The organism is Billgrantia aerodenitrificans, assembly GCF_021404405.1.
Classification (GTDB): Bacteria; Pseudomonadota; Gammaproteobacteria; order Pseudomonadales; family Halomonadaceae; genus Halomonas; species Halomonas aerodenitrificans.
Genome location: NZ_JABFTV010000001.1, coordinates 111,651 through 128,728, shown reverse-complemented (window position 1 = coordinate 128,728; position 17,078 = coordinate 111,651). Strand labels below are relative to the sequence as shown.

20 protein-coding genes are annotated in these 17,078 nt (G+C 65.2%); 11 read left to right on the top strand and 9 right to left on the bottom strand.

The window, feature by feature from the left end; all coding sequences use genetic code 11:
- The 9 genes from hslU to tatC all read left to right on the top strand — a co-directional run bounded on the left by hslU (position 1) and on the right by tatC (position 6,977).
- Positions 1 to 1,323 carry an ATP-dependent protease ATPase subunit HslU gene (hslU, locus tag HOP59_RS00650; RefSeq protein WP_010630123.1) on the top strand — a complete coding sequence of 441 codons (1,323 nt, stop codon included), beginning with the start codon at positions 1 to 3 and terminating at the stop codon, positions 1,321 to 1,323.
- Between the two features lie 209 nt (positions 1,324 to 1,532).
- On the top strand, positions 1,533 to 1,916 hold the full coding sequence (locus tag HOP59_RS00645; protein ID WP_010630124.1) for a gamma-butyrobetaine hydroxylase family protein: 384 nt from the start codon (positions 1,533 to 1,535) through the stop codon (positions 1,914 to 1,916).
- Positions 1,917 to 2,039: 123 nt separating this feature from the next.
- Complete coding sequence (gene ubiE / locus HOP59_RS00640; RefSeq protein ID WP_010630125.1) at positions 2,040 to 2,807, top strand: bifunctional demethylmenaquinone methyltransferase/2-methoxy-6-polyprenyl-1,4-benzoquinol methylase UbiE; 768 nt, start codon at positions 2,040 to 2,042, stop codon at positions 2,805 to 2,807.
- A 7-nt stretch (positions 2,808 to 2,814) separates the two neighbouring features.
- On the top strand, positions 2,815 to 3,453 hold the full coding sequence (locus HOP59_RS00635) for a ubiquinone biosynthesis accessory factor UbiJ (protein WP_010630126.1): 639 nt from the start codon (positions 2,815 to 2,817) through the stop codon (positions 3,451 to 3,453).
- A complete protein-coding gene (gene ubiB, locus HOP59_RS00630) occupies positions 3,453 to 5,075 on the top strand; it encodes a ubiquinone biosynthesis regulatory protein kinase UbiB (RefSeq protein ID WP_026038327.1) in 1,623 nt (540 codons plus the stop codon). The genes HOP59_RS00635 and ubiB overlap by 1 nt, the downstream gene beginning before the upstream one ends.
- A 30-nt stretch (positions 5,076 to 5,105) precedes the next feature.
- Positions 5,106 to 5,441: a phosphoribosyl-ATP diphosphatase gene (locus HOP59_RS00625; RefSeq protein ID WP_010630128.1), complete on the top strand. Its 336-nt coding sequence runs from the start codon at positions 5,106 to 5,108 to the stop codon at positions 5,439 to 5,441.
- A 46-nt stretch (positions 5,442 to 5,487) separates the two neighbouring features.
- Positions 5,488 to 5,748, top strand: a complete 261-nt coding sequence (gene tatA / locus HOP59_RS00620; protein ID WP_010630129.1) for a Sec-independent protein translocase subunit TatA — start codon at positions 5,488 to 5,490, stop codon at positions 5,746 to 5,748.
- Positions 5,749 to 5,754: 6 nt separating this feature from the next.
- Positions 5,755 to 6,201 (top strand): Sec-independent protein translocase protein TatB, encoded by a 447-nt coding sequence (gene tatB / locus HOP59_RS00615; RefSeq protein WP_010630130.1) that lies wholly within the window; start codon positions 5,755 to 5,757, stop codon positions 6,199 to 6,201.
- Positions 6,198 to 6,977: a twin-arginine translocase subunit TatC gene (tatC, locus tag HOP59_RS00610; RefSeq protein ID WP_010630131.1), complete on the top strand. Its 780-nt coding sequence runs from the start codon at positions 6,198 to 6,200 to the stop codon at positions 6,975 to 6,977. The genes tatB and tatC overlap by 4 nt, the downstream gene beginning before the upstream one ends.
- Positions 6,978 to 7,059: 82 nt before the next feature.
- Here tatC and elbB read toward each other — a convergent pair whose 3' ends face one another.
- A complete protein-coding gene (gene elbB, locus HOP59_RS00605; RefSeq protein WP_010630132.1) occupies positions 7,060 to 7,722 on the bottom strand; it encodes an isoprenoid biosynthesis glyoxalase ElbB in 663 nt (220 codons plus the stop codon).
- Positions 7,723 to 7,965: 243 nt separating this feature from the next.
- Here elbB and hemB point away from each other — a divergent pair, with 243 nt between their 5' ends.
- On the top strand, positions 7,966 to 8,958 hold the full coding sequence (hemB, locus tag HOP59_RS00600; RefSeq protein WP_010630133.1) for a porphobilinogen synthase: 993 nt from the start codon (positions 7,966 to 7,968) through the stop codon (positions 8,956 to 8,958).
- A 3-nt stretch (positions 8,959 to 8,961) separates the two neighbouring features.
- On the opposite strand, the gene HOP59_RS00595 is transcribed toward hemB, so the two are convergent.
- The 8 genes from HOP59_RS00595 to rho form a co-directional block, all read right to left on the bottom strand.
- Positions 8,962 to 9,474: a DUF3087 family protein gene (locus HOP59_RS00595; protein ID WP_010630134.1), complete on the bottom strand. Its 513-nt coding sequence runs from the start codon at positions 9,472 to 9,474 to the stop codon at positions 8,962 to 8,964.
- A gap of 78 nt (positions 9,475 to 9,552) precedes the next feature.
- A complete protein-coding gene (locus tag HOP59_RS00590) occupies positions 9,553 to 10,635 on the bottom strand; it encodes a 3-deoxy-7-phosphoheptulonate synthase (RefSeq protein WP_026038329.1) in 1,083 nt (360 codons plus the stop codon).
- 308 nt (positions 10,636 to 10,943) lie between these two features.
- A complete protein-coding gene (locus tag HOP59_RS00585) occupies positions 10,944 to 11,090 on the bottom strand; it encodes a hypothetical protein (RefSeq protein ID WP_158409672.1) in 147 nt (48 codons plus the stop codon).
- Between the two features lie 62 nt (positions 11,091 to 11,152).
- Positions 11,153 to 11,275 (bottom strand): hypothetical protein, encoded by a 123-nt coding sequence (locus HOP59_RS23430; RefSeq protein ID WP_267965813.1) that lies wholly within the window; start codon positions 11,273 to 11,275, stop codon positions 11,153 to 11,155.
- Between the two features lie 37 nt (positions 11,276 to 11,312).
- Positions 11,313 to 12,026 carry a dihydromonapterin reductase gene (folM, locus tag HOP59_RS00580; RefSeq protein ID WP_234252417.1) on the bottom strand — a complete coding sequence of 238 codons (714 nt, stop codon included), beginning with the start codon at positions 12,024 to 12,026 and terminating at the stop codon, positions 11,313 to 11,315.
- Positions 12,023 to 12,802 (bottom strand): NAD(P)H-flavin reductase, encoded by a 780-nt coding sequence (locus HOP59_RS00575; RefSeq protein WP_010630137.1) that lies wholly within the window; start codon positions 12,800 to 12,802, stop codon positions 12,023 to 12,025. The genes folM and HOP59_RS00575 overlap by 4 nt, the downstream gene beginning before the upstream one ends.
- Positions 12,803 to 12,817: 15 nt before the next feature.
- Positions 12,818 to 14,299 carry a 4-hydroxy-3-polyprenylbenzoate decarboxylase gene (ubiD, locus tag HOP59_RS00570; RefSeq protein ID WP_234252416.1) on the bottom strand — a complete coding sequence of 494 codons (1,482 nt, stop codon included), beginning with the start codon at positions 14,297 to 14,299 and terminating at the stop codon, positions 12,818 to 12,820.
- A 72-nt stretch (positions 14,300 to 14,371) separates the two neighbouring features.
- Positions 14,372 to 15,631 (bottom strand): transcription termination factor Rho, encoded by a 1,260-nt coding sequence (gene rho, locus HOP59_RS00565; RefSeq protein ID WP_010630139.1) that lies wholly within the window; start codon positions 15,629 to 15,631, stop codon positions 14,372 to 14,374.
- Positions 15,632 to 16,076: 445 nt separating this feature from the next.
- Between rho and HOP59_RS00560 the strand changes: the two genes are divergently transcribed.
- Positions 16,077 to 17,057 carry a Ppx/GppA phosphatase family protein gene (locus tag HOP59_RS00560; RefSeq protein ID WP_338073316.1) on the top strand — a complete coding sequence of 327 codons (981 nt, stop codon included), beginning with the start codon at positions 16,077 to 16,079 and terminating at the stop codon, positions 17,055 to 17,057.
- Positions 17,058 to 17,078 lie beyond the last annotated feature (21 nt).

Sequence of the window (17,078 nt, the reverse complement as noted above, 5' to 3'; positions counted from 1 at the left end):
ATGTCCCAGATGACACCCCGCGAGATCGTCCACGCCCTGGATCAGTACATCGTCGGTCAGCAGGACGCCAAGCGCGCCGTGGCCATCGCCCTGCGCAACCGCTGGCGGCGCATGCAGCTCGACGACGAGCTGCGCCCCGAGGTCACGCCCAAGAACATCCTGATGATCGGCCCCACCGGGGTGGGCAAGACCGAGATCGCCCGCCGCCTGGCCAAGCTCGCCCGCGCCCCGTTCATCAAGGTCGAGGCGACCAAGTTCACCGAAGTGGGCTATGTCGGCCGCGACGTGGAGTCGATCATCCGCGACCTCACCGAAGCCGCCATCAAACTGGTGCGCGAGCATGCCAAGGACGAAGTGCGCCACCGCGCCGAGGACGCCGCCGAGGATCGCATCCTCGACGCCCTGCTGCCGCCGCCCCGCGGCCAGGAAGACAACCCCCGCAGCGACAGCTCGACGCGCCAGATCTTCCGCAAGAAATTGCGCGAGGGCGATCTCGACGACAAGGAGATCGACATCGAGATCACGCCCCAGGGCCCGGGTATCGACATCATGACCCCGCCGGGCATGGAGGAGATGACCAGCCAACTGCAGAGCCTGTTCTCCAACATGGGCCGCCACAAGACCGAGACCCGCCGGGTCAAGGTCAAGGATGCCTTCGCCCTGCTGCGCGACGAGGAAGCCGCCAAGCTGGTCAACGAGGAGGAGATCAAGCACCGCGCCATCGACGCCGTGGAGCAGAACGGCATCGTCTTTCTCGACGAGATCGACAAGGTGGCCAAGGGCAGCGGTCAGTCCAGCGGCGGCGAGGTATCCCGCGAGGGCGTGCAGCGCGACCTGCTGCCGCTGATCGAGGGCTCCACCGTCTCGACCAAGTACGGCATGGTCAAGACCGACCATATCCTGTTCATCGCCTCCGGCGCCTTCCACCTGTCGCGCCCCTCGGACCTGATCCCCGAACTGCAGGGCCGCCTGCCGATCCGGGTCGAGCTCGAGGCGCTCACGCCAGAGGACTTCAAGCGCATCCTCACCGAGCCCTCCGCCGCCCTGACCAAGCAGTACAAGGCACTGCTGGCCACCGAAGGGCTCGACATCGAGTTCACCGAGGACGGCATCGAGCGCATCGCCGAGATCGCCTGGAAGGTCAACGAGGGCACCGAGAACATCGGCGCACGGCGCCTGCACACGGTAATGGAGCGGCTGCTCGAAGAAGCCTCGTTCAAGGGCGGCGATTTCGGCAGCCCGCTGTCGATCGACGCCGCCTACGTCGACTCCCAGCTCGGCGAACTGGCCATGGACGAGGATCTGTCGCGGTATATCCTTTGAGACGAGCGCTGTAGCTGTAGTTGATGGTACTGCTCGGTTCGCCAGTGTCGCAGCAGCGAGGCCTACATGAGCGCAGCGCCGGGGACAGGTCGTAGCGGAGGTCATTCGCCAGGGATGGCGAATGTAGCGCCCAGGGATGGGTTCACAGCGCCTCCGCGAAGTGCCTGTCGCCGGACAGCTGCGCTTCACCAACGCAAGCGGAGTCCTGCATGACAGCCCCCATCCCCAGCAAGATTCACTACCACAAGAAGGCCCGCGAGCTGGAGCTCAGCTACGCCGATGGCGAGAGCCACCGCCTGCCGGTGGAGTATCTGCGGGTCTACTCACCCTCCGCCGAGGTGCGCGGTCACCATCCCAGCCAGGCCGTGCTGCAGGTCGGCAAGAAGGACGTCGGCCTCAAGAACATCGAGCCGGTGGGCCGCTATGCCGTCAAGCTCGTCTTCGACGATGGCCACGACAGCGGCATCTTCAGCTGGGAATACCTGCATGAGCTGATCGAGCACCGCGAGGCCTACTGGGCCGATTATCTCCAGCGCCTGGAAAAGGCCGGGGCCAGCCGCGCACCGCTGGGCATCGAGATCAAGCAGCTCTGATCGAGAGCAAGCAGCTCCAGTAGCCCCAGCAGGTCAAAGACAAGGCAGCCGGGGGAAGGCTACAATGTGGCCCATCATGAGGCCCAGCCTCACCTTTTGCAGCGATTCGGGAGCCTTTCACGCATGAGCCCTCACTCCACCCCCGGGGACCAGCGCACGACTCACTTCGGCTACCAGGAAGTGCCGATCGAGGAGAAGGCCTCGCGCGTGGCCGACGTCTTCCACTCCGTGGCGGCGCGCTACGACGTCATGAACGATCTCATGTCGTTCGGCATCCATCGGCTGTGGAAGCGGCTCACCATCGAGCGCAGCGGGGTGCGCCCCGGCCACAGCGTGCTCGACATTGCCGGCGGCACCGGCGACCTGACGCTCAAGTTCTCGCGCATGGTCGGCCCCCGCGGCCGGGTGGTACTGGCCGATATCAACGAGTCCATGCTGCGCGTCGGGCGCGACAAGCTGCTCGACAACGGCGTCGGCGGCAACGTCGAATACGTGCAGGCCAACGCCGAGTGTCTGCCGTTTCCCGATAACAGCTTCAACTGCATCACCATCGCTTTCGGCCTGCGCAACGTCACCGACAAGGACGCCGCTCTGCGCTCCATGGCCCGGGTGCTCAAGCCCGGCGGCCGCCTGCTGGTGTTGGAGTTCTCCAAGCCCAACAACCCCGTGCTGAGCCGCGCCTACGACGAGTACTCCTTCCGCCTGCTGCCCACCATGGGCCAGATGGTGGCGGGCGATGCCGACAGCTATCGCTACCTGGCCGAGTCGATTCGCATGCATCCCGACCAGGAGACGCTCAAGGCGATGATGGAAGCGGCCGGCCTCGAACGGGTCGAGTACACCAATCTCACCGGGGGCATCGTCGCCCTGCATCGCGGCATCAAGCTTTGAGGGCGCAATGACCTTGACCCCGACCCTGCTGCTGGCCGGCATCGAGCGCACCCTCAATGCCCTGCTCGCCCGCGACATGGCCGCTCCCACACGCCTGTCACGGCTGGCCGGGAGCCGGCTGCTGCTGCGCCTGGAGCGTCCGGCACTGACGCTGCTGATCGGCTTCCACCCGCATGGCGTCGACCTGATGCGTCAGGACGATCCCGACGAGAACACCGTCGACACCGTGGTCGAACTCGACACCGAAACCCTGGGCGAACTGCTGGGCGGCGAGTCGATGGAGCGCCTGATGTTCCGCGGCCGACTGGCGGTACGCGGACGCGTGCACCTGCTCGAGGAGGTGCGCGACCTGTTCTTCGATCTCGACATCGACTGGGAGGGCGAACTGGCCCGCTGGCTGGGCGACGTGCCGGCCCACAGCCTGGCCGAAGGGGTCAAGCGCATGGCCCGCTGGGGCCTACGCGCTCATGAGGAGATGCGTGCCGATATCGCAGAATACGTGTTCGAGGAGGCCCGCCTGCTGCCCGGGCGCCAGCAGCTCGATACCCTGCGCGATCACCTCACCGAGCTGGAAGTGGCCGCCGACCGCCTCGAAGCCCGTCTGAACCGCCTGCGGCGACGGCTGGAAAGCGAGGCCACGGCATGATGCTGCTTCGCCTGCTGCGCATCATCTGGGTGGTCACCCGCTACCGGCTCGACACTCTGCTGCCGCTGCAGCGCCTGCCCTGGTGGCTGCGACTGGCCTTTCTGTTCTCACCACTGCGCGTGGTACCAGTGGGCCGGCGCACGGGCGGCGAGCGCCTGCGCCTGGCGCTGGAATCGCTCGGCCCGGTGTTCGTCAAGTTCGGCCAACTGCTCTCCACCCGCCGCGACCTGCTGCCCGAGGAGATCGCCGACGAACTCCGCCGCCTGCAGGACCAGGTGCCCCCCTTCCCCGGCGAGGAGGCCCGGGCACTGGTGGAGAGCGAGCTACGCATGCCGCTCGACGTCGCCTTCGCCCACTTCGAGCCCGAGCCGCTGGCCTCCGCCTCCATCGCCCAGGTCCACGCCGCCCGCCTGCACAGCGGCGAGGACGTGGTGGTCAAGATCATCCGCCCGGCCATCGACCGGGTCATGCGCCAGGACATGGCGCTGATGTACCGCGTGGCCGGCCTGCTGACGCTGCTTCCGGAGGCGCGCCGCCTGCGTCCGGTGGAGGTGGTGCGCGATTACGAAGCGACCCTGTTCGACGAGCTCGACCTGCGCAAGGAGGCCGCCAACACCTCGCAGCTCAAGCGCAACTTCAACGGCTCCCCGCTGCTCTACGTGCCGGCGATCCACTGGTCGCTAACACGCAAGCGGGTCATGGTCCAGGAGCGCATCCACGGCATCCCGGTAGCCGACATCGCCGCGCTCAAGGCCCAGGGCACCGATCTCAAGCGCCTCGCCGAGCGCGGCGTGGAAATCTTCTTCACCCAGGTGTTTCGCGACAATTTCTTCCACGCCGACATGCACCCGGGCAACATCTTCGTCGCCCGCGAGCAGCCCCAGGACCCGCAGTACATCGCCATCGACTGCGGCATCGTCGGCAGCCTGACCCGCGAAGACCAGGACTACCTGGCGCGCAACCTGCTGGCCTTCTTCCATCAGGACTACTATCAGGTCGCCGCCCTGCACATCGAGTCGGGCTGGGTCGGCGAGGAGACCCGAGCCAACGAGTTTGCCGCCGCCATCCGCACGGTGTGCGAGCCGATTCTGGAGAAACCGCTCAAGGACATCTCCTTCGGTCAGGTGCTGCTGGGGCTGTTCCAGACGGCGCGGCGTTTCAACATGGAGGTCCAGCCGCAGCTGGTGCTGCTGCAGAAGACCCTGCTCAACATCGAGGGCCTGGGGCGCCAGCTCTATCCCGACCTCGACCTGTGGAGCACCGCCAAACCCTACCTGGAGCGCTGGATGCAGGAGCGCGCCGGTGCCGTGGGCCTGTGGGAGTCGCTCAAGCGCCAGGCGCCGGAGCTCTCGCGTCAGCTGCCCGAACTGCCCAGCGTGGCCCACCAGGCCCTGAGCCGCCTCGAACAGGAGCATCGCCAGCGCCGTCGCCAGGCCCTGGCCCTGAGCGGCATCCAGCGCCACCTGCGTGCCGGCCGGCGCGGGGGAAGGCGTTTGCGCCTGGGACTACTGCTGGCGGCCCTGGCATTGGCCTGGCAGCCGCTCACCGAATGGGCTGCGAACCAGCCCTGGCCGGTGCTGGCTGCCGGACTCATCGGGCTCGTGCTGCTGGCCTGGCAATGAACTTGACCCATCGCAACCGGAGCTGCCCGCATGCGTGATATTCTCGATGAACTCTTCGACGTACTGGCCAGCCGCCGCAGCGCCGACCCCGCCGAATCCTACGTTGCCGCCTTGCATGACAAGGGGCTTAACAAGATACTCGAAAAGGTCGGAGAGGAGGCCACGGAGACCCTGCTGGCAGCCAAGGATGCCGAGACCGGTGGCGAAGACGAACGTCAAGCGCTGGTCGCCGAAACCGCCGACCTGTGGTTTCATAGCCTGGTGATGCTGTCGCATCTTGGACTCGACCACCGGGACGTGCTCGACGAGCTGGCCCGGCGTTTCGGAATATCCGGGCACGAAGAGAAGGCCGCAAGGTCAAAGTAAAAATGACTTCCGGATCCTCCGGAATCCCGACTCAGAGGTAACCTTCATGTTAGGTGGCATCAGTATCTGGCAACTGCTGATCGTACTCGGCATTATCATTCTGATCTTCGGCACCAAGAAGCTGCGCAACGTCGGCACCGATCTGGGCGGAGCGGTCAAGGGCTTCAAGCAGGCCGTCAATGAGGAAGAGAAGGATGGCAAGCCTCAGGCCAAAGTGAGCCACGAAGAGCAGCCCAACACCTATGACGTTCGCGCCGAAGAGAAAAAGGCGGCGGACAGCGTCGAGGAACGAGAAGAGCGCAAGTAAGCCTCCATGTTTGATATCGGCTTTCTCGAACTTCTGATTCTGGGAATCGTGGGCCTGCTGGTGCTCGGTCCTGAGCGCCTGCCCAAGGCTGCGCGCACGGCGGGGCTGTGGGTCGGCAAGATCAAGCGCACCGTGTCGAGCATGCAGCGGGAGATCAACTCGCAGCTCGAGGCGGAGGAGCTGCGTCAGAAGCTCAAGGAGCAGCAGAGCAAGCTCGACGAGAGCCTGAACAAGGCCAAGCGCGACGTGGAGAGCATCGCCCAGCCCTACTCCACCTCGACCCCGCGCAAGGGCGACGACGACGCGCCAGCCACACCCGAGCACAAGCCCGACGACGTGGCGCCGCCGCCGTCCGCTTCGGCGCGGCTAGACGAGGCGCTGGCCGAGGTCAGGCAAAGCGACGACGCGCCCTCCTCTCCCCCCGACGATGACAAGGACGCCGCTTCCCGATGAGCGACTCCGACGACAAGCAGGAACTTGGCCAGGCCCCCCTGATCGAGCACCTGATCGAGCTGCGCTCGCGACTGCTGCGCGCGGTGCTGGCGATCTTCGTGATTTTCCTCGGCCTATACCCGTTCGCCAACGAGATCTATACCTTCGTGGCCCAGCCGCTGATGGGGATGCTGCCGGAAGGCTCGCAGATGATCGCCACCGAAGTGGCCTCGCCGTTCCTGGCCCCCTTCAAGCTGACCCTGGTGGTGGCGGTGTTCATCGCCATCCCCTACGTGCTGCACCAGGCCTGGGCCTTCGTCGCCCCGGGGCTGTATGACAACGAGAAGGCGCTGGCCCTGCCGCTGCTGGCCTCTAGCGTGGGCCTGTTCTATGCCGGCGCGGCCTTTGCCTACTACGTCGTCTTCCCGCTGCTGTTCCAGTTCTTCACCCAGACCGGGCCGGAGAACGTGGCGGTGATGACCGACATCAACCAGTACCTGAACTTCGTTCTCAAGCTGTTCTTCGCCTTCGGCGTGGCCTTCGAGATCCCCATCGCCACCTTTCTGCTGATCGCCTCCGGTGCCACCACGGTGGAGAGCCTGTCGAAGAAGCGCCCTTACATCATTCTGGGCTGCTTCGTGGTCGGCATGTTGCTGACCCCGCCCGACGTGATCTCCCAGAGCCTGCTGGCCATTCCCATGTATCTGCTCTACGAGGTGGGCATCCTGTTCGGCCGCCTGGTACGCCGGCGGCGCCGCAAGACGGCTGAGGCCAGCGAAGAGCGCGACGAGGCCTGAGCCCGAAAAACATAAAGCCGATACGCAAGCGCCCCGCTTCGAAGGAAGCGGGGCGCTTTCATTACCGCATTACCGCACTGGCTCAGAGATCCATCAGCTCGTCGATACGCTCCACCAGCTTGAAGATGCCGGTGGCGGCCTCGCCGATGCGGGTGGCGAGCATGTAGGCCGGGGTGGTCACCACACGGTTCTCGAAGTCCACCACGATGTCCTCCACGCCGCAGCTGCGGTGCAGCCCGCCCATGGAGCTGATGGCGCCGGAAACGCCGGGGTCGTGGCCGATGGTCACGGCGATGCCCGGCCCCAGCAGCTTGGGCACCAGGGCGGGGGCGATGCACATCAGACCGATGGGCTTGCGCGCCTGGTAAAAGGGAGCCAGCGCCTCGACCAGCTCGGGCAGCGGCTCCATGTCACTACCGGCTTCGGCGAAGTTGGAGAGATTCTTGGCCGCACCGAAGCCACCGGGCAGGATGACGGCATCGAACTCATCGACGTCCAGCTCGTCGAGCGGTGCGATATTGCCTCGCGCCAGGCGCGCCGATTCCGTCAGCACGTTGCGCGCCTCACCCTCGACCACCTCACCGCTGCGATGATCGATCACATGGTGCTGCATGATGTCCGGCGCGAAGCAACGATGGCCGATACCCAGTTGATCCAGCCGCAGCAGGGTCAGCGTGGTCTCGTAGATTTCCGAGCCATCCTGGACACCGCAACCCGACAGGATGACCGCCACTTGTTTGCTCATGCCTTTCTCCTTGTTGTGAAGGCGCTTCGAATGAAGGGTTCAGCCTTGGTTCCCGAAGCCAACACTTTAGAGAGTCGTGCGGGGTGCGACAAGGCGCGACTTTCGGCTTGGGGTGGCACTGATATACTCGTTCCATACACTCGCTTGTCATTGCACCATCATTCTTTCCAGGCACACTGCCGCCAGCTGACGTCAGGGCGGCAGTGGCCACAGCCGGAGTAGATAACCTTGAGTTTCCAGACCATGCGCCAATTTCCCGCCACGCGTATGCGCCGCATGCGGCGTGACGACTTCTCGCGCCGCCTGATGCGGGAGTCGATCCTGACCGCCGCCGATCTGATCTGGCCGGTATTCGTGCTCGACGGTGAACAGCGCCGAGAGGCCGTGCCCTCGATGCCGGGCGTCGAGCGCCTGTCGCTGGACCTGCTGATTCAGGAGGCACGCGAGGCGTACGAGCTGGGCATCCCGGCCCTGGCCCTGTTCCCGGTGGTGGATCAGGCGCTGAAGAGTGAGCTGGCCGAGGAAGCCTACAACGCCAACGGCTTGGTGCAGCGCAGCGTGAGAGCGCTCAAGGACGCCGTGCCGGAGCTCGGCATCATGACCGACGTGGCGCTCGACCCCTATACCATCCACGGCCAGGACGGCATCATCGACGACACCGGCTACGTGCTCAACGACCGCACGGTGGAGACGTTGCTCAAGCAGGCCCTGTCTCACGCCGATGCCGGCGCCGACGTGGTGGCCCCCTCCGACATGATGGACGGACGCATCGGCGAGATTCGTCAGGTGCTCGAGCAGGAGCATCTGCACAACGTACGCATCATGGCCTACAGCGCCAAGTACGCCTCGCGCTACTACGGCCCCTTCCGCGACGCGGTGGGCTCCGCCGCCAACCTGGGCAAGGCCGACAAGCGCACCTATCAGATGGACCCGGCCAACAGCGACGAGGCGCTGCACGAGGTGGCCCTGGACCTTGCCGAAGGCGCCGACATGGTGATGGTCAAGCCCGGCATGCCCTACCTGGACGTGGTGCGACGCATCAAGGACGAGCTCAAGGTGCCCACCTACGCCTACCAGGTCAGTGGCGAGTACGCCATGCACATGGCCGCCTTCGACAATGGCTGGCTCGACGGCGACGAGGTGATGCTCGAGTCGTTGATCTGTTTCAAGCGCGCCGGGGCCGACGGCATCCTGACCTATTTCGCCAAGCGCGCCGCCCGCCTGCTTGCCGGTTAGCCTCTAACTGCGCTTGAAGGCTGCCAGATCGTTGGGGTCGAAGCCATCGACCCGCTCGGGCAGCCCGCGCTCTTCGCGCAGCCGCTGGATCCTGGCGCGTTCGCCGAGCTGCTCGGCATCGTCGTCCAGGGTGCGACCGTTGAGCTCGGCAAGCTGGACCATGCCCTGGTGGTAGGCGGTCATCAGGTGCAGGGCCACGTGATTGCCCTGGTCCATTTCCCGGCGCAGGGTGGCAAGGTAGCTGCTGAGCCGTGAGAGCTGGTGCTTGAGCTGCCAGACATAGCGCATCTCGGTCATCCAGGGGCGCTCACGCAGTACGGCAAAGGTCAGGCTGGTGGCCAGCAACCCCAGGAATACGCCCAGAGCGTTGAGCCACAGGCTGGAGCCGAAGGCCGCCACCAGCAGTTGGGAGAACACCAGGCCGAAGACGATGAGCTGACCGGCCATGGCCAGACTGATGAGCCGGGCCTTGCGGCGATAGGTCTCGGGGTCGTGGTATTCGAAGGAAAACGGCATGCCCAACTCCTGTTGCAACGAGAATGCCGGGAATTATCCCGGCATCCCTCGCTCAGGTACAGCCGTGTGCCCTTCTTCTCAGCGCAACCGGTCAGCCGCTTCCAGCAACAGCGCCTCGGTGGCCTGCCAGCCCAGGCAGGGGTCGGTCACCGAAACGCCGTAGCGCAGGGCTCCGGGCGAGAGCTCCTGACGCCCCTCTTCCAGGTGGCTCTCGAGCATCAGCCCCATCAGGGCCGTCTCGCCGCGTATCCGCTGAGCTATCACGTCGCGCAGCACTTCGCCCTGACGGCGATGATCCTTGCGCGCATTGGCATGGCTGCAGTCCACCATCAAACGCGCAGGCAGTCCCGACTGCTCCAGCGCCCGACACGCCTCGGCGACCGAGCCGCTGTCATGGTTGGGCCCATGTCGACCGCCACGCAGCACCACATGGGCATAGGGATTGCCGGATGTCTCCCGCAGCGCGGGGCGGCCCTGGTCATCGAGACCGAAATGCTGGTGCGGGTGCGCGGCAGCGCGAATGGCATCCACCGCGACGCCCACGTCGCCGCTGGTGGCGTTCTTGAACCCCACCGCTGCCTCCAGGCCGCTGGCAAGCTCGCGATGCAGCTGCGACTCGGTGGTCCGAGCACCGATGGCTACCCAGGCCAACAGATCGTCGAAGTAGCTGGCCAGCATCGGCTGCAGCACCTCGGTGGCCACCGGCAGGCCCAGGACGGCGATCTCGTGCATCATGTGGCGCGACAGGTGCAGCCCGCGCGCCATGTCGCCGCTTCCGTCCAGGTCGGGATCGTAGGCCAGCCCCTTCCACCCCACCGTGGTGCGCGGCTTCTCCACGTAGACCCGCATCACGGGAAGCAGGCGGTCGGAAATCCGCGGGGCGAGCTCAGCAAGCCGCCGGGCATACTCCAGCGCGGCCAGCGGATCGTGGATCGAGCAGGGGCCAACCACCACCAGCATACGGTCGTCGCGCCCCGTCACGATGTCACGGATGGCGCGGCGCTGCGCGGCGAGCCGCTCGGCCACCGGCGGCGCCAGGGGTAAACGGCGTCTGAGCTCGCCAGGTGTGGGTAGCGTCATCTCGACCCGACTGGATGTGGCAGGGGCCATGTCGGCATGGCCATCGGTCAGGCGTTCAGCAAGTGTCGCGGGGGCATTCATGGTCAACTCCGTGAGGTCGGCAAACATCGTGTCGTCATGCCACCGGTCATCTCACGGTCGGAGGTGGCGCACTGGACCGACCGCGCGGCGCTAAATCGCCAGCCATAGCCCCAGCCATAGTAATCGTGGCGGGTACGGGCGGCGAAAGTGGCGCGGTATGCAGTCATGGTGCGTCTCCTCGAGTCGATTCCGTTTATGGGGTCTACCAACATTACGCACAAAACGTAAAACCCCCGGTCGGGTTGCCGACCAGGGGTTTCATGATGGAAGGCAACCCGGTTGGGTGTGCCCTTGCAGCTGTGTCCGATTCAGGACCCGGCCGCCGGCACACCGGCGCTAAACCAGTACCAATACTGACCGTCGAAGCCAAGCGACTGTCCATCGAAGCCAAACGACATTATCGCGCCAAAGGCACGGTTCGCATCGCTTGCTGTCAGATTCGCGGTCAGCGTCATGGTCGTCTCCCACTGTTCTGGATTCATCGTGCCGCATCGCGGCAGGCTTGGCAAGCCCGTATTCAGGCCAGCACGGCGCGGCTCACACCGAGGAACAGCGGCAGCAGGTTCAGCGCCAGTACTGCCAACAGGGCCAGCAGCCACAGCGGGCCACTTTCATCATGATACTCCTTGGGCGGTGCCATGTTCGTCTCCTTTCAGCTCATGCCAGTGGCTAATAGTCTAGCGAAGATGGCGCCCGCCATCGACCGGCAGCGTGATCCCGGTGACATAGCGGTTGTCGAGCAGGTAGCGCAGGCTCTGATAGATCACGCCCGGCCCCGGCACCATGCCCATGGCCGACTTGGCCCGGGCCTGCTCGGCATAGGTCTCGTCGTCGTCCTCGCCCAGCATGATCAATGCCGGCGCGATGGCGTTGACCTGAATCCGGGGGGCATACAAGGCCGCGAACGACAGCGTCAGGTTCTCGAGCCCCGCCTTGGTGGCGGCGTAAGCGGCATGCTTTTTCGAGCCCTTCCGTGCCACGTAGTCGGTCATGTGCACGATGTCGCGCTGCGGCTCACCGCAGGCCTCGAGCAACTCGCGGCAGTGGAGGTTGATGAGGTAAGGAGCGAGCATGTGTACGCGAAACAGCCGCTCGAAGGTGGCGCCCGCCGTCTCGTCGTGGCCGTCCGGCGCCCAGTCGCTGGCGTTGTGCACGATGGCACGCAGCGATGGCGTCTGCTGCTTGAGGCGCGCGATGAAGTCGAGAATGCCTGCCTCGGTGGCGAAATCCGCCAGCAGGGTGACGATGCCGCGGCTGCGCAACGCCTCGAGCTCCGGCCGCTCGCGCCGATAGCTGACGATCACCGGATGGCCGTCGTCGACCAGCCGCTCGGCGCAGTGGCGCCCCAGGCGCTGGGCACCGCCGGTGATCAGGATCGGCGAGGCGCTCACCCCGCACTCCCCCGGCGCAGTACCCCGGCAGTGGGCACCAGCGGCTGGCGCGGCGCATAGGCGAAGACGTCGGAGAAGACCCTCGATGGCTCGAGCCCCAGCGAGGCCAGCACGTCGACGCAGGCGTAGACCATGCCCGGCGAGCCGGAGAGGTAGACGTCATGACCGCTGACGTCGTCGAGCCCCATGGTCAGCGCCTGGTCGATACGACCCAGATGGCCCTGAACACGCTCGCCGGCCACTGGCGGCTGCGGCGCCACCTCGGTAACCACGTGGAAGTGCAGGTTCTCGTGGTTCTCGGCCCACTGTCGAGGCAGGCTCTCGAGATAGAGATCACGGCGTTCGCGGGCCGCCCACCAAAGCTCGATGGGCCGCTCAGGCGTCTCGTGCAGGGAAGCCTCGACGATCGCCTTCATCTGGGCGAAGCCGGTACCGGCAGCGATCAGCAGCAGCGGCCGCTGGCTGGTCGGATCGAGCACACAGTCACCGCCGGGCAGGCGCACCGTCAGGTGGTGGGCTACCACCACCAGCTCGCGCAACCGGGCGGAGTTCTCGCGCTCGGGCCAGTGCTGGATGTGCAGCTCCAGGGTGCCGTCGCCACTATGGGCGCTGGCGATGGAGAACGGCACCCAGGTCTCGTCATCGAGCTTGAGTTCCAGATACTGGCCCGGATCATGGGCCATGGCCTCGGCGCGCCCTTCCAGGCGCACGCGGAACACGTCGGGGGTCAGATCCTCCACTGCCATCACTTGGCAGGTCAGGGTCCTGGGGGTCATGCAGGCCTCTTGTCGTCAGGGTGTAGGGGGCAGGCGGATACCCAATTCGTCCCAGCGTTCGCTGACGCGGGCCTTGACGGCCTCGTCCATGACGATGGGCGTGCCCCATTCACGATCGGTCTCGCCGGGCCACTTGCTGGTGGCGTCGAGCCCCATCTTGGAGCCCAGCCCCGCCACCGGCGAGGCGAAATCGAGATAGTCGATCGGCGTGTTCTCGACCATGACGGTGTCCCGGGCCGGATCCATGCGGGTGGTGATGGCCCAGATCACGTCTTTCCAGTCGCGGGCGTCGACGTCGTCGTCGAGTACCACCACGAACTTGGTGTACATGAACTGGCGCAGGAAGCTCCATACGCCCATCATCACGCGCTTGGCGTGGCCCGGATACTGCTTCTTCATGGTCACCACTGCCATGCGGTAGGAGCAGCCCTCCGGCGGCAGGTAGAAGTCGACGATCTCGGGAAACTGCTTGCGCAGGATCGGCACGAACACTTCGTTGAGTGCGACGCCGAGGATCGCCGGCTCGTCGGGCGGACGCCCGGTGTAGGTCGAATGGTAGATGGCATCACGGCGCATCGTCATGCGCGTCACGGTGAACACCGGGAACTCGTCGACCTCGTTGTAGTAGCCGGTATGGTCGCCGTAGGGGCCTTCCGGCGCCGTGTCGTCGGGGTAGATAAAGCCTTCCAGAATGATTTCGGCAGACGCAGGCACTTCCAGATCGGCGTGGCCGCACTTGACCAGCTCGGTGCGCGAGCCTCTCAACAGCCCGGCGAAGGCATACTCGGAGAGTGAGTCCGGCACCGGCGTCACCGCGCCGAGAATCGTCGCCGGGTCGGCGCCCAGCGCCACCGCCACCGGGAAGGGCTCGCCGGGGTTCGTCTGCTGGTGCTCCAGGAAGTCGAGCGCGCCGCCGCGGTGCGACAGCCAGCGCATGATCAGACGGTTCTTCGACAGCTTCTGCTGACGATAGATGCCCAGGTTCTGGCGCTTCTTGTGCGGCCCGCGGGTCACCACCAGCGGCCAGGTAACCAGCGGCGCGGCGTCGCCGGGCCAGCAGTGCTGGATCGGCAGGCGGCCGAGGTCGACGTCGTCGCCCTCCAGCACTACCTCCTGTACCGGGGCGCTGCGCACCGTCTTCGGCCCCATGCTCATCACCTGCTTGAAGATCGGCAGCTTGTCCCAGGCGTCGCGAAAGCCCTTGGGCGGCTCGGGCTCCTTGAGGAAGGCGAGCAGTTCGCCCACCTCGCGCAGCGCCTCGACGCTGTCCTGGCCCATGCCCATGGCGACCCGCTTGGGCGTACCGAACAGGTTGCCCAGCAGCGGCATGTCGTGACCCTTGACGTTCTCGAACAGCAGCGCCGGGCCACCGGCACGCAGGGTGCGGTCACAGATCTCGGTGATCTCGAGATAGGGGTCCACCTCGGCTGAAACTCGTATCAGCTCGCCCTGAGCCTCCAGAGCGGCGATGAAGTCGCGCAGATCCTTGTACTTCATTGCAATTCCCGTTTCCGGAACGACGAAAGGGGCAGCATAGCATGCCGCCCCTTTGCGCACCGCCGATCCCGCTTAGCGGCGCTTCATGGCTTCGAAGAACTCGAGGTTCGTCTTGGTATCTTTCAGGCGGTCGATGAGGAACTCGGTGGCCGCGGTATCGTCCATCGGGTTGAGCAGCTTGCGCAGGATCCACATACGCTGCATCTCGTCCTCGGAGGCGATCAGGTCCTCGCGGCGGGTGCCGGAACGACGGATGTTGAGGGCCGGGTAGACACGGCGCTCGGCGAGCTTGCGGTCCAGATGGGCTTCCATGTTGCCGGTGCCCTTGAACTCCTCGAAGATCACCTCGTCCATCTTCGAGCCGGTATCGACCAGCGCGGTGGCGATGATGGTCAGGCTGCCACCCTCTTCGATGTTACGTGCGGCACCGAAGAAACGCTTGGGCTTCTCCAGGGCGTGGGCGTCGACACCGCCGGTGAGCACCTTGCCGGAGCTCGGCACCACGGTGTTGTAGGCACGCGCCAGACGGGTGATGGAGTCGAGCAGGATGACCACGTCCTTCTTGTGCTCGACCAGCCGCTTGGCCTTCTCGATCACCATCTCGGCAACCTGCACGTGGCGCGCCGGCGGCTCGTCGAAGGTGGAGGCGACCACTTCGCCGCGCACGGTGCGCGACATCTCGGTCACTTCTTCCGGGCGCTCGTCGATCAACAGCACGATCAGGTGACACTCGGGGTTGTTGCGTGTGATCGAGGTGGCGATGTTCTGCAACATCAACGTCTTGCCCGCCTTGGGCGGCGAGACGATCAGGCCGCGCTGGCCTTTGCCGATGGGCGCGGTGAGATCGATGATGCGTGCGGTGAGATCCTCGGTGGAGCCGTTGCCGATCTCCATGCGCAGCCGCTCCTGGGGGAACAGCGGCGTGAGGTTCTCGAACAGGATCTTGTGCTTGGCGTTTTCCGGCTTGTCGAAGTTGATCTGGCTGACCTTGAGCAGCGCGAAGTAGCGCTCCCCTTCCTTCGGCGGACGGATCTTGCCGGAGATCGAATCGCCCTTGCGCAGGTTGAAGCGACGGATCTGCGACGGCGAGACGTAGATGTCATCGGGACCGGCCAGGTAGGAGCTGTCGGCGCTGCGAAGGAAGCCGAAGCCGTCCTGAAGAATTTCCAGAACACCGTCGCCATAGATATCCTCGCCGCTCTTGGCGTGCTTCTTGAGGATGGCGAAGATGATGTCCTGCTTGCGTGAGCGGGCCAGGTTGTCGATGCCCATCTCGCGGGCGAGCTCCAAGAGCTCTGGCACGGTTTTTTGCTTGAGTTCGGTAAGATTCATCGGTGTGTTCGGAAGTTGCTCATGTCAGCGTGGCGGCACGGCGGCCGTGGGAATGTGCGGATAAAGAACGGTACGCCGCTTGGGTGCGTTCAGAGCCCGATGGAGCTGCCGCTCATGAGCGATGCTCGTTGCGCTACGACCACTCTGCGCAAGAGGTCGAGGCACGGTATCGTGTAAGAGGGAGCAGCGCTTCGTGTCGCATGGATTCATCGCCTGTGCGTTTCAAGTGCCACCATGGCTTCGGCACATGACAACGAGCGACAAGAAGGGGCTGTCTGACGACTTGATGTTGACCGCGACGCGGTCGGAAAGCATTCGGAACAGGCGAACGTCTCGATGTTAGTCAAGGCCGGCGACGAACGCAACCCCATCGATCAACCCCCGTGCGATTGACACGTTCGCGCCAGCGCCGCAACCTTTAGCCATCCGCTATCAGGACGCTTAGATGACTGCACCCAAGGATCGGCCTCAAACCGCCAACGATGACGCCATGCTCCAACGGCAAGACCCACGGCAACTGGCAGCCATCGATCTGGGTTCCAACAGCTTTCACCTGTTGGTTGCCTGCTATCAGGACGACCGGCTGCAGGTGGTGACGCGCTGCGGTGAAAAGGTGCAGTTGGCCGCCGGCCTGGATAGCCGCAATCATCTGGACGAAGCCGCCATCCAGCGTGCGCTGATCTGTCTTGACCGCTTCCTTCCCTACCTGGCGGGAGTGGCCCGTGATCGTCTGCGTGTGGTAGGCACCAGTGCGCTGCGCACGGCGCTCAATCGGCAATCCTTCGTCGAGCGGGCCGAAGCCCTGCTGGGCTGCCGCGTGGAGATCATCTCCGGCGAGGAGGAGGCCCGCCTGATCTACCTGGGGGCGTCCCACACGCTGGCCGCGAACGGGCGTCGCCTGGTCGTCGATATCGGCGGTGGCTCGACCGAGTTCATCATCGGGGATCCCTCGGGGCCGCTGCTGCTGCAGAGCCTCGACGTTGGCTGCGTCACTCACACTCGCCGACATTTCAGCGACGGTACGGTCAACGAAACCAACATGCGCCGGGCGGAAGCGGACGTGCTGGCCCGGCTAGAGGCCATTGAGGCCAACTATCGCGAGCTGGGCTGGAGCGAAGCGCTGGGCTCCAGCGGCACCATCAAGGCGGCCGCTTCGGTGCTTGCCACAAGCGGTGGCCAGCCGGGCATCGTCAACCGCAGCGGCTTGCAGACGCTACGCCAGCGCCTGATCGAATGCGAGCGTTTGGACAACGTCACGCTGGAGGGACTCAAGCCGGACCGCTCGCGCATCTTTCCCGCAGGCGTGGCCATTCTCGGAGCCATCTTCGAGACATTCGAGCTGACGACGATGAACTATGCCGATGGGGCACTGCGTGAGGGCGTGCTGCACGACATGCTGGCTTGTGCACCGTTGCAGCAGGCATAACGCAGCGCCGCTCACTACTCT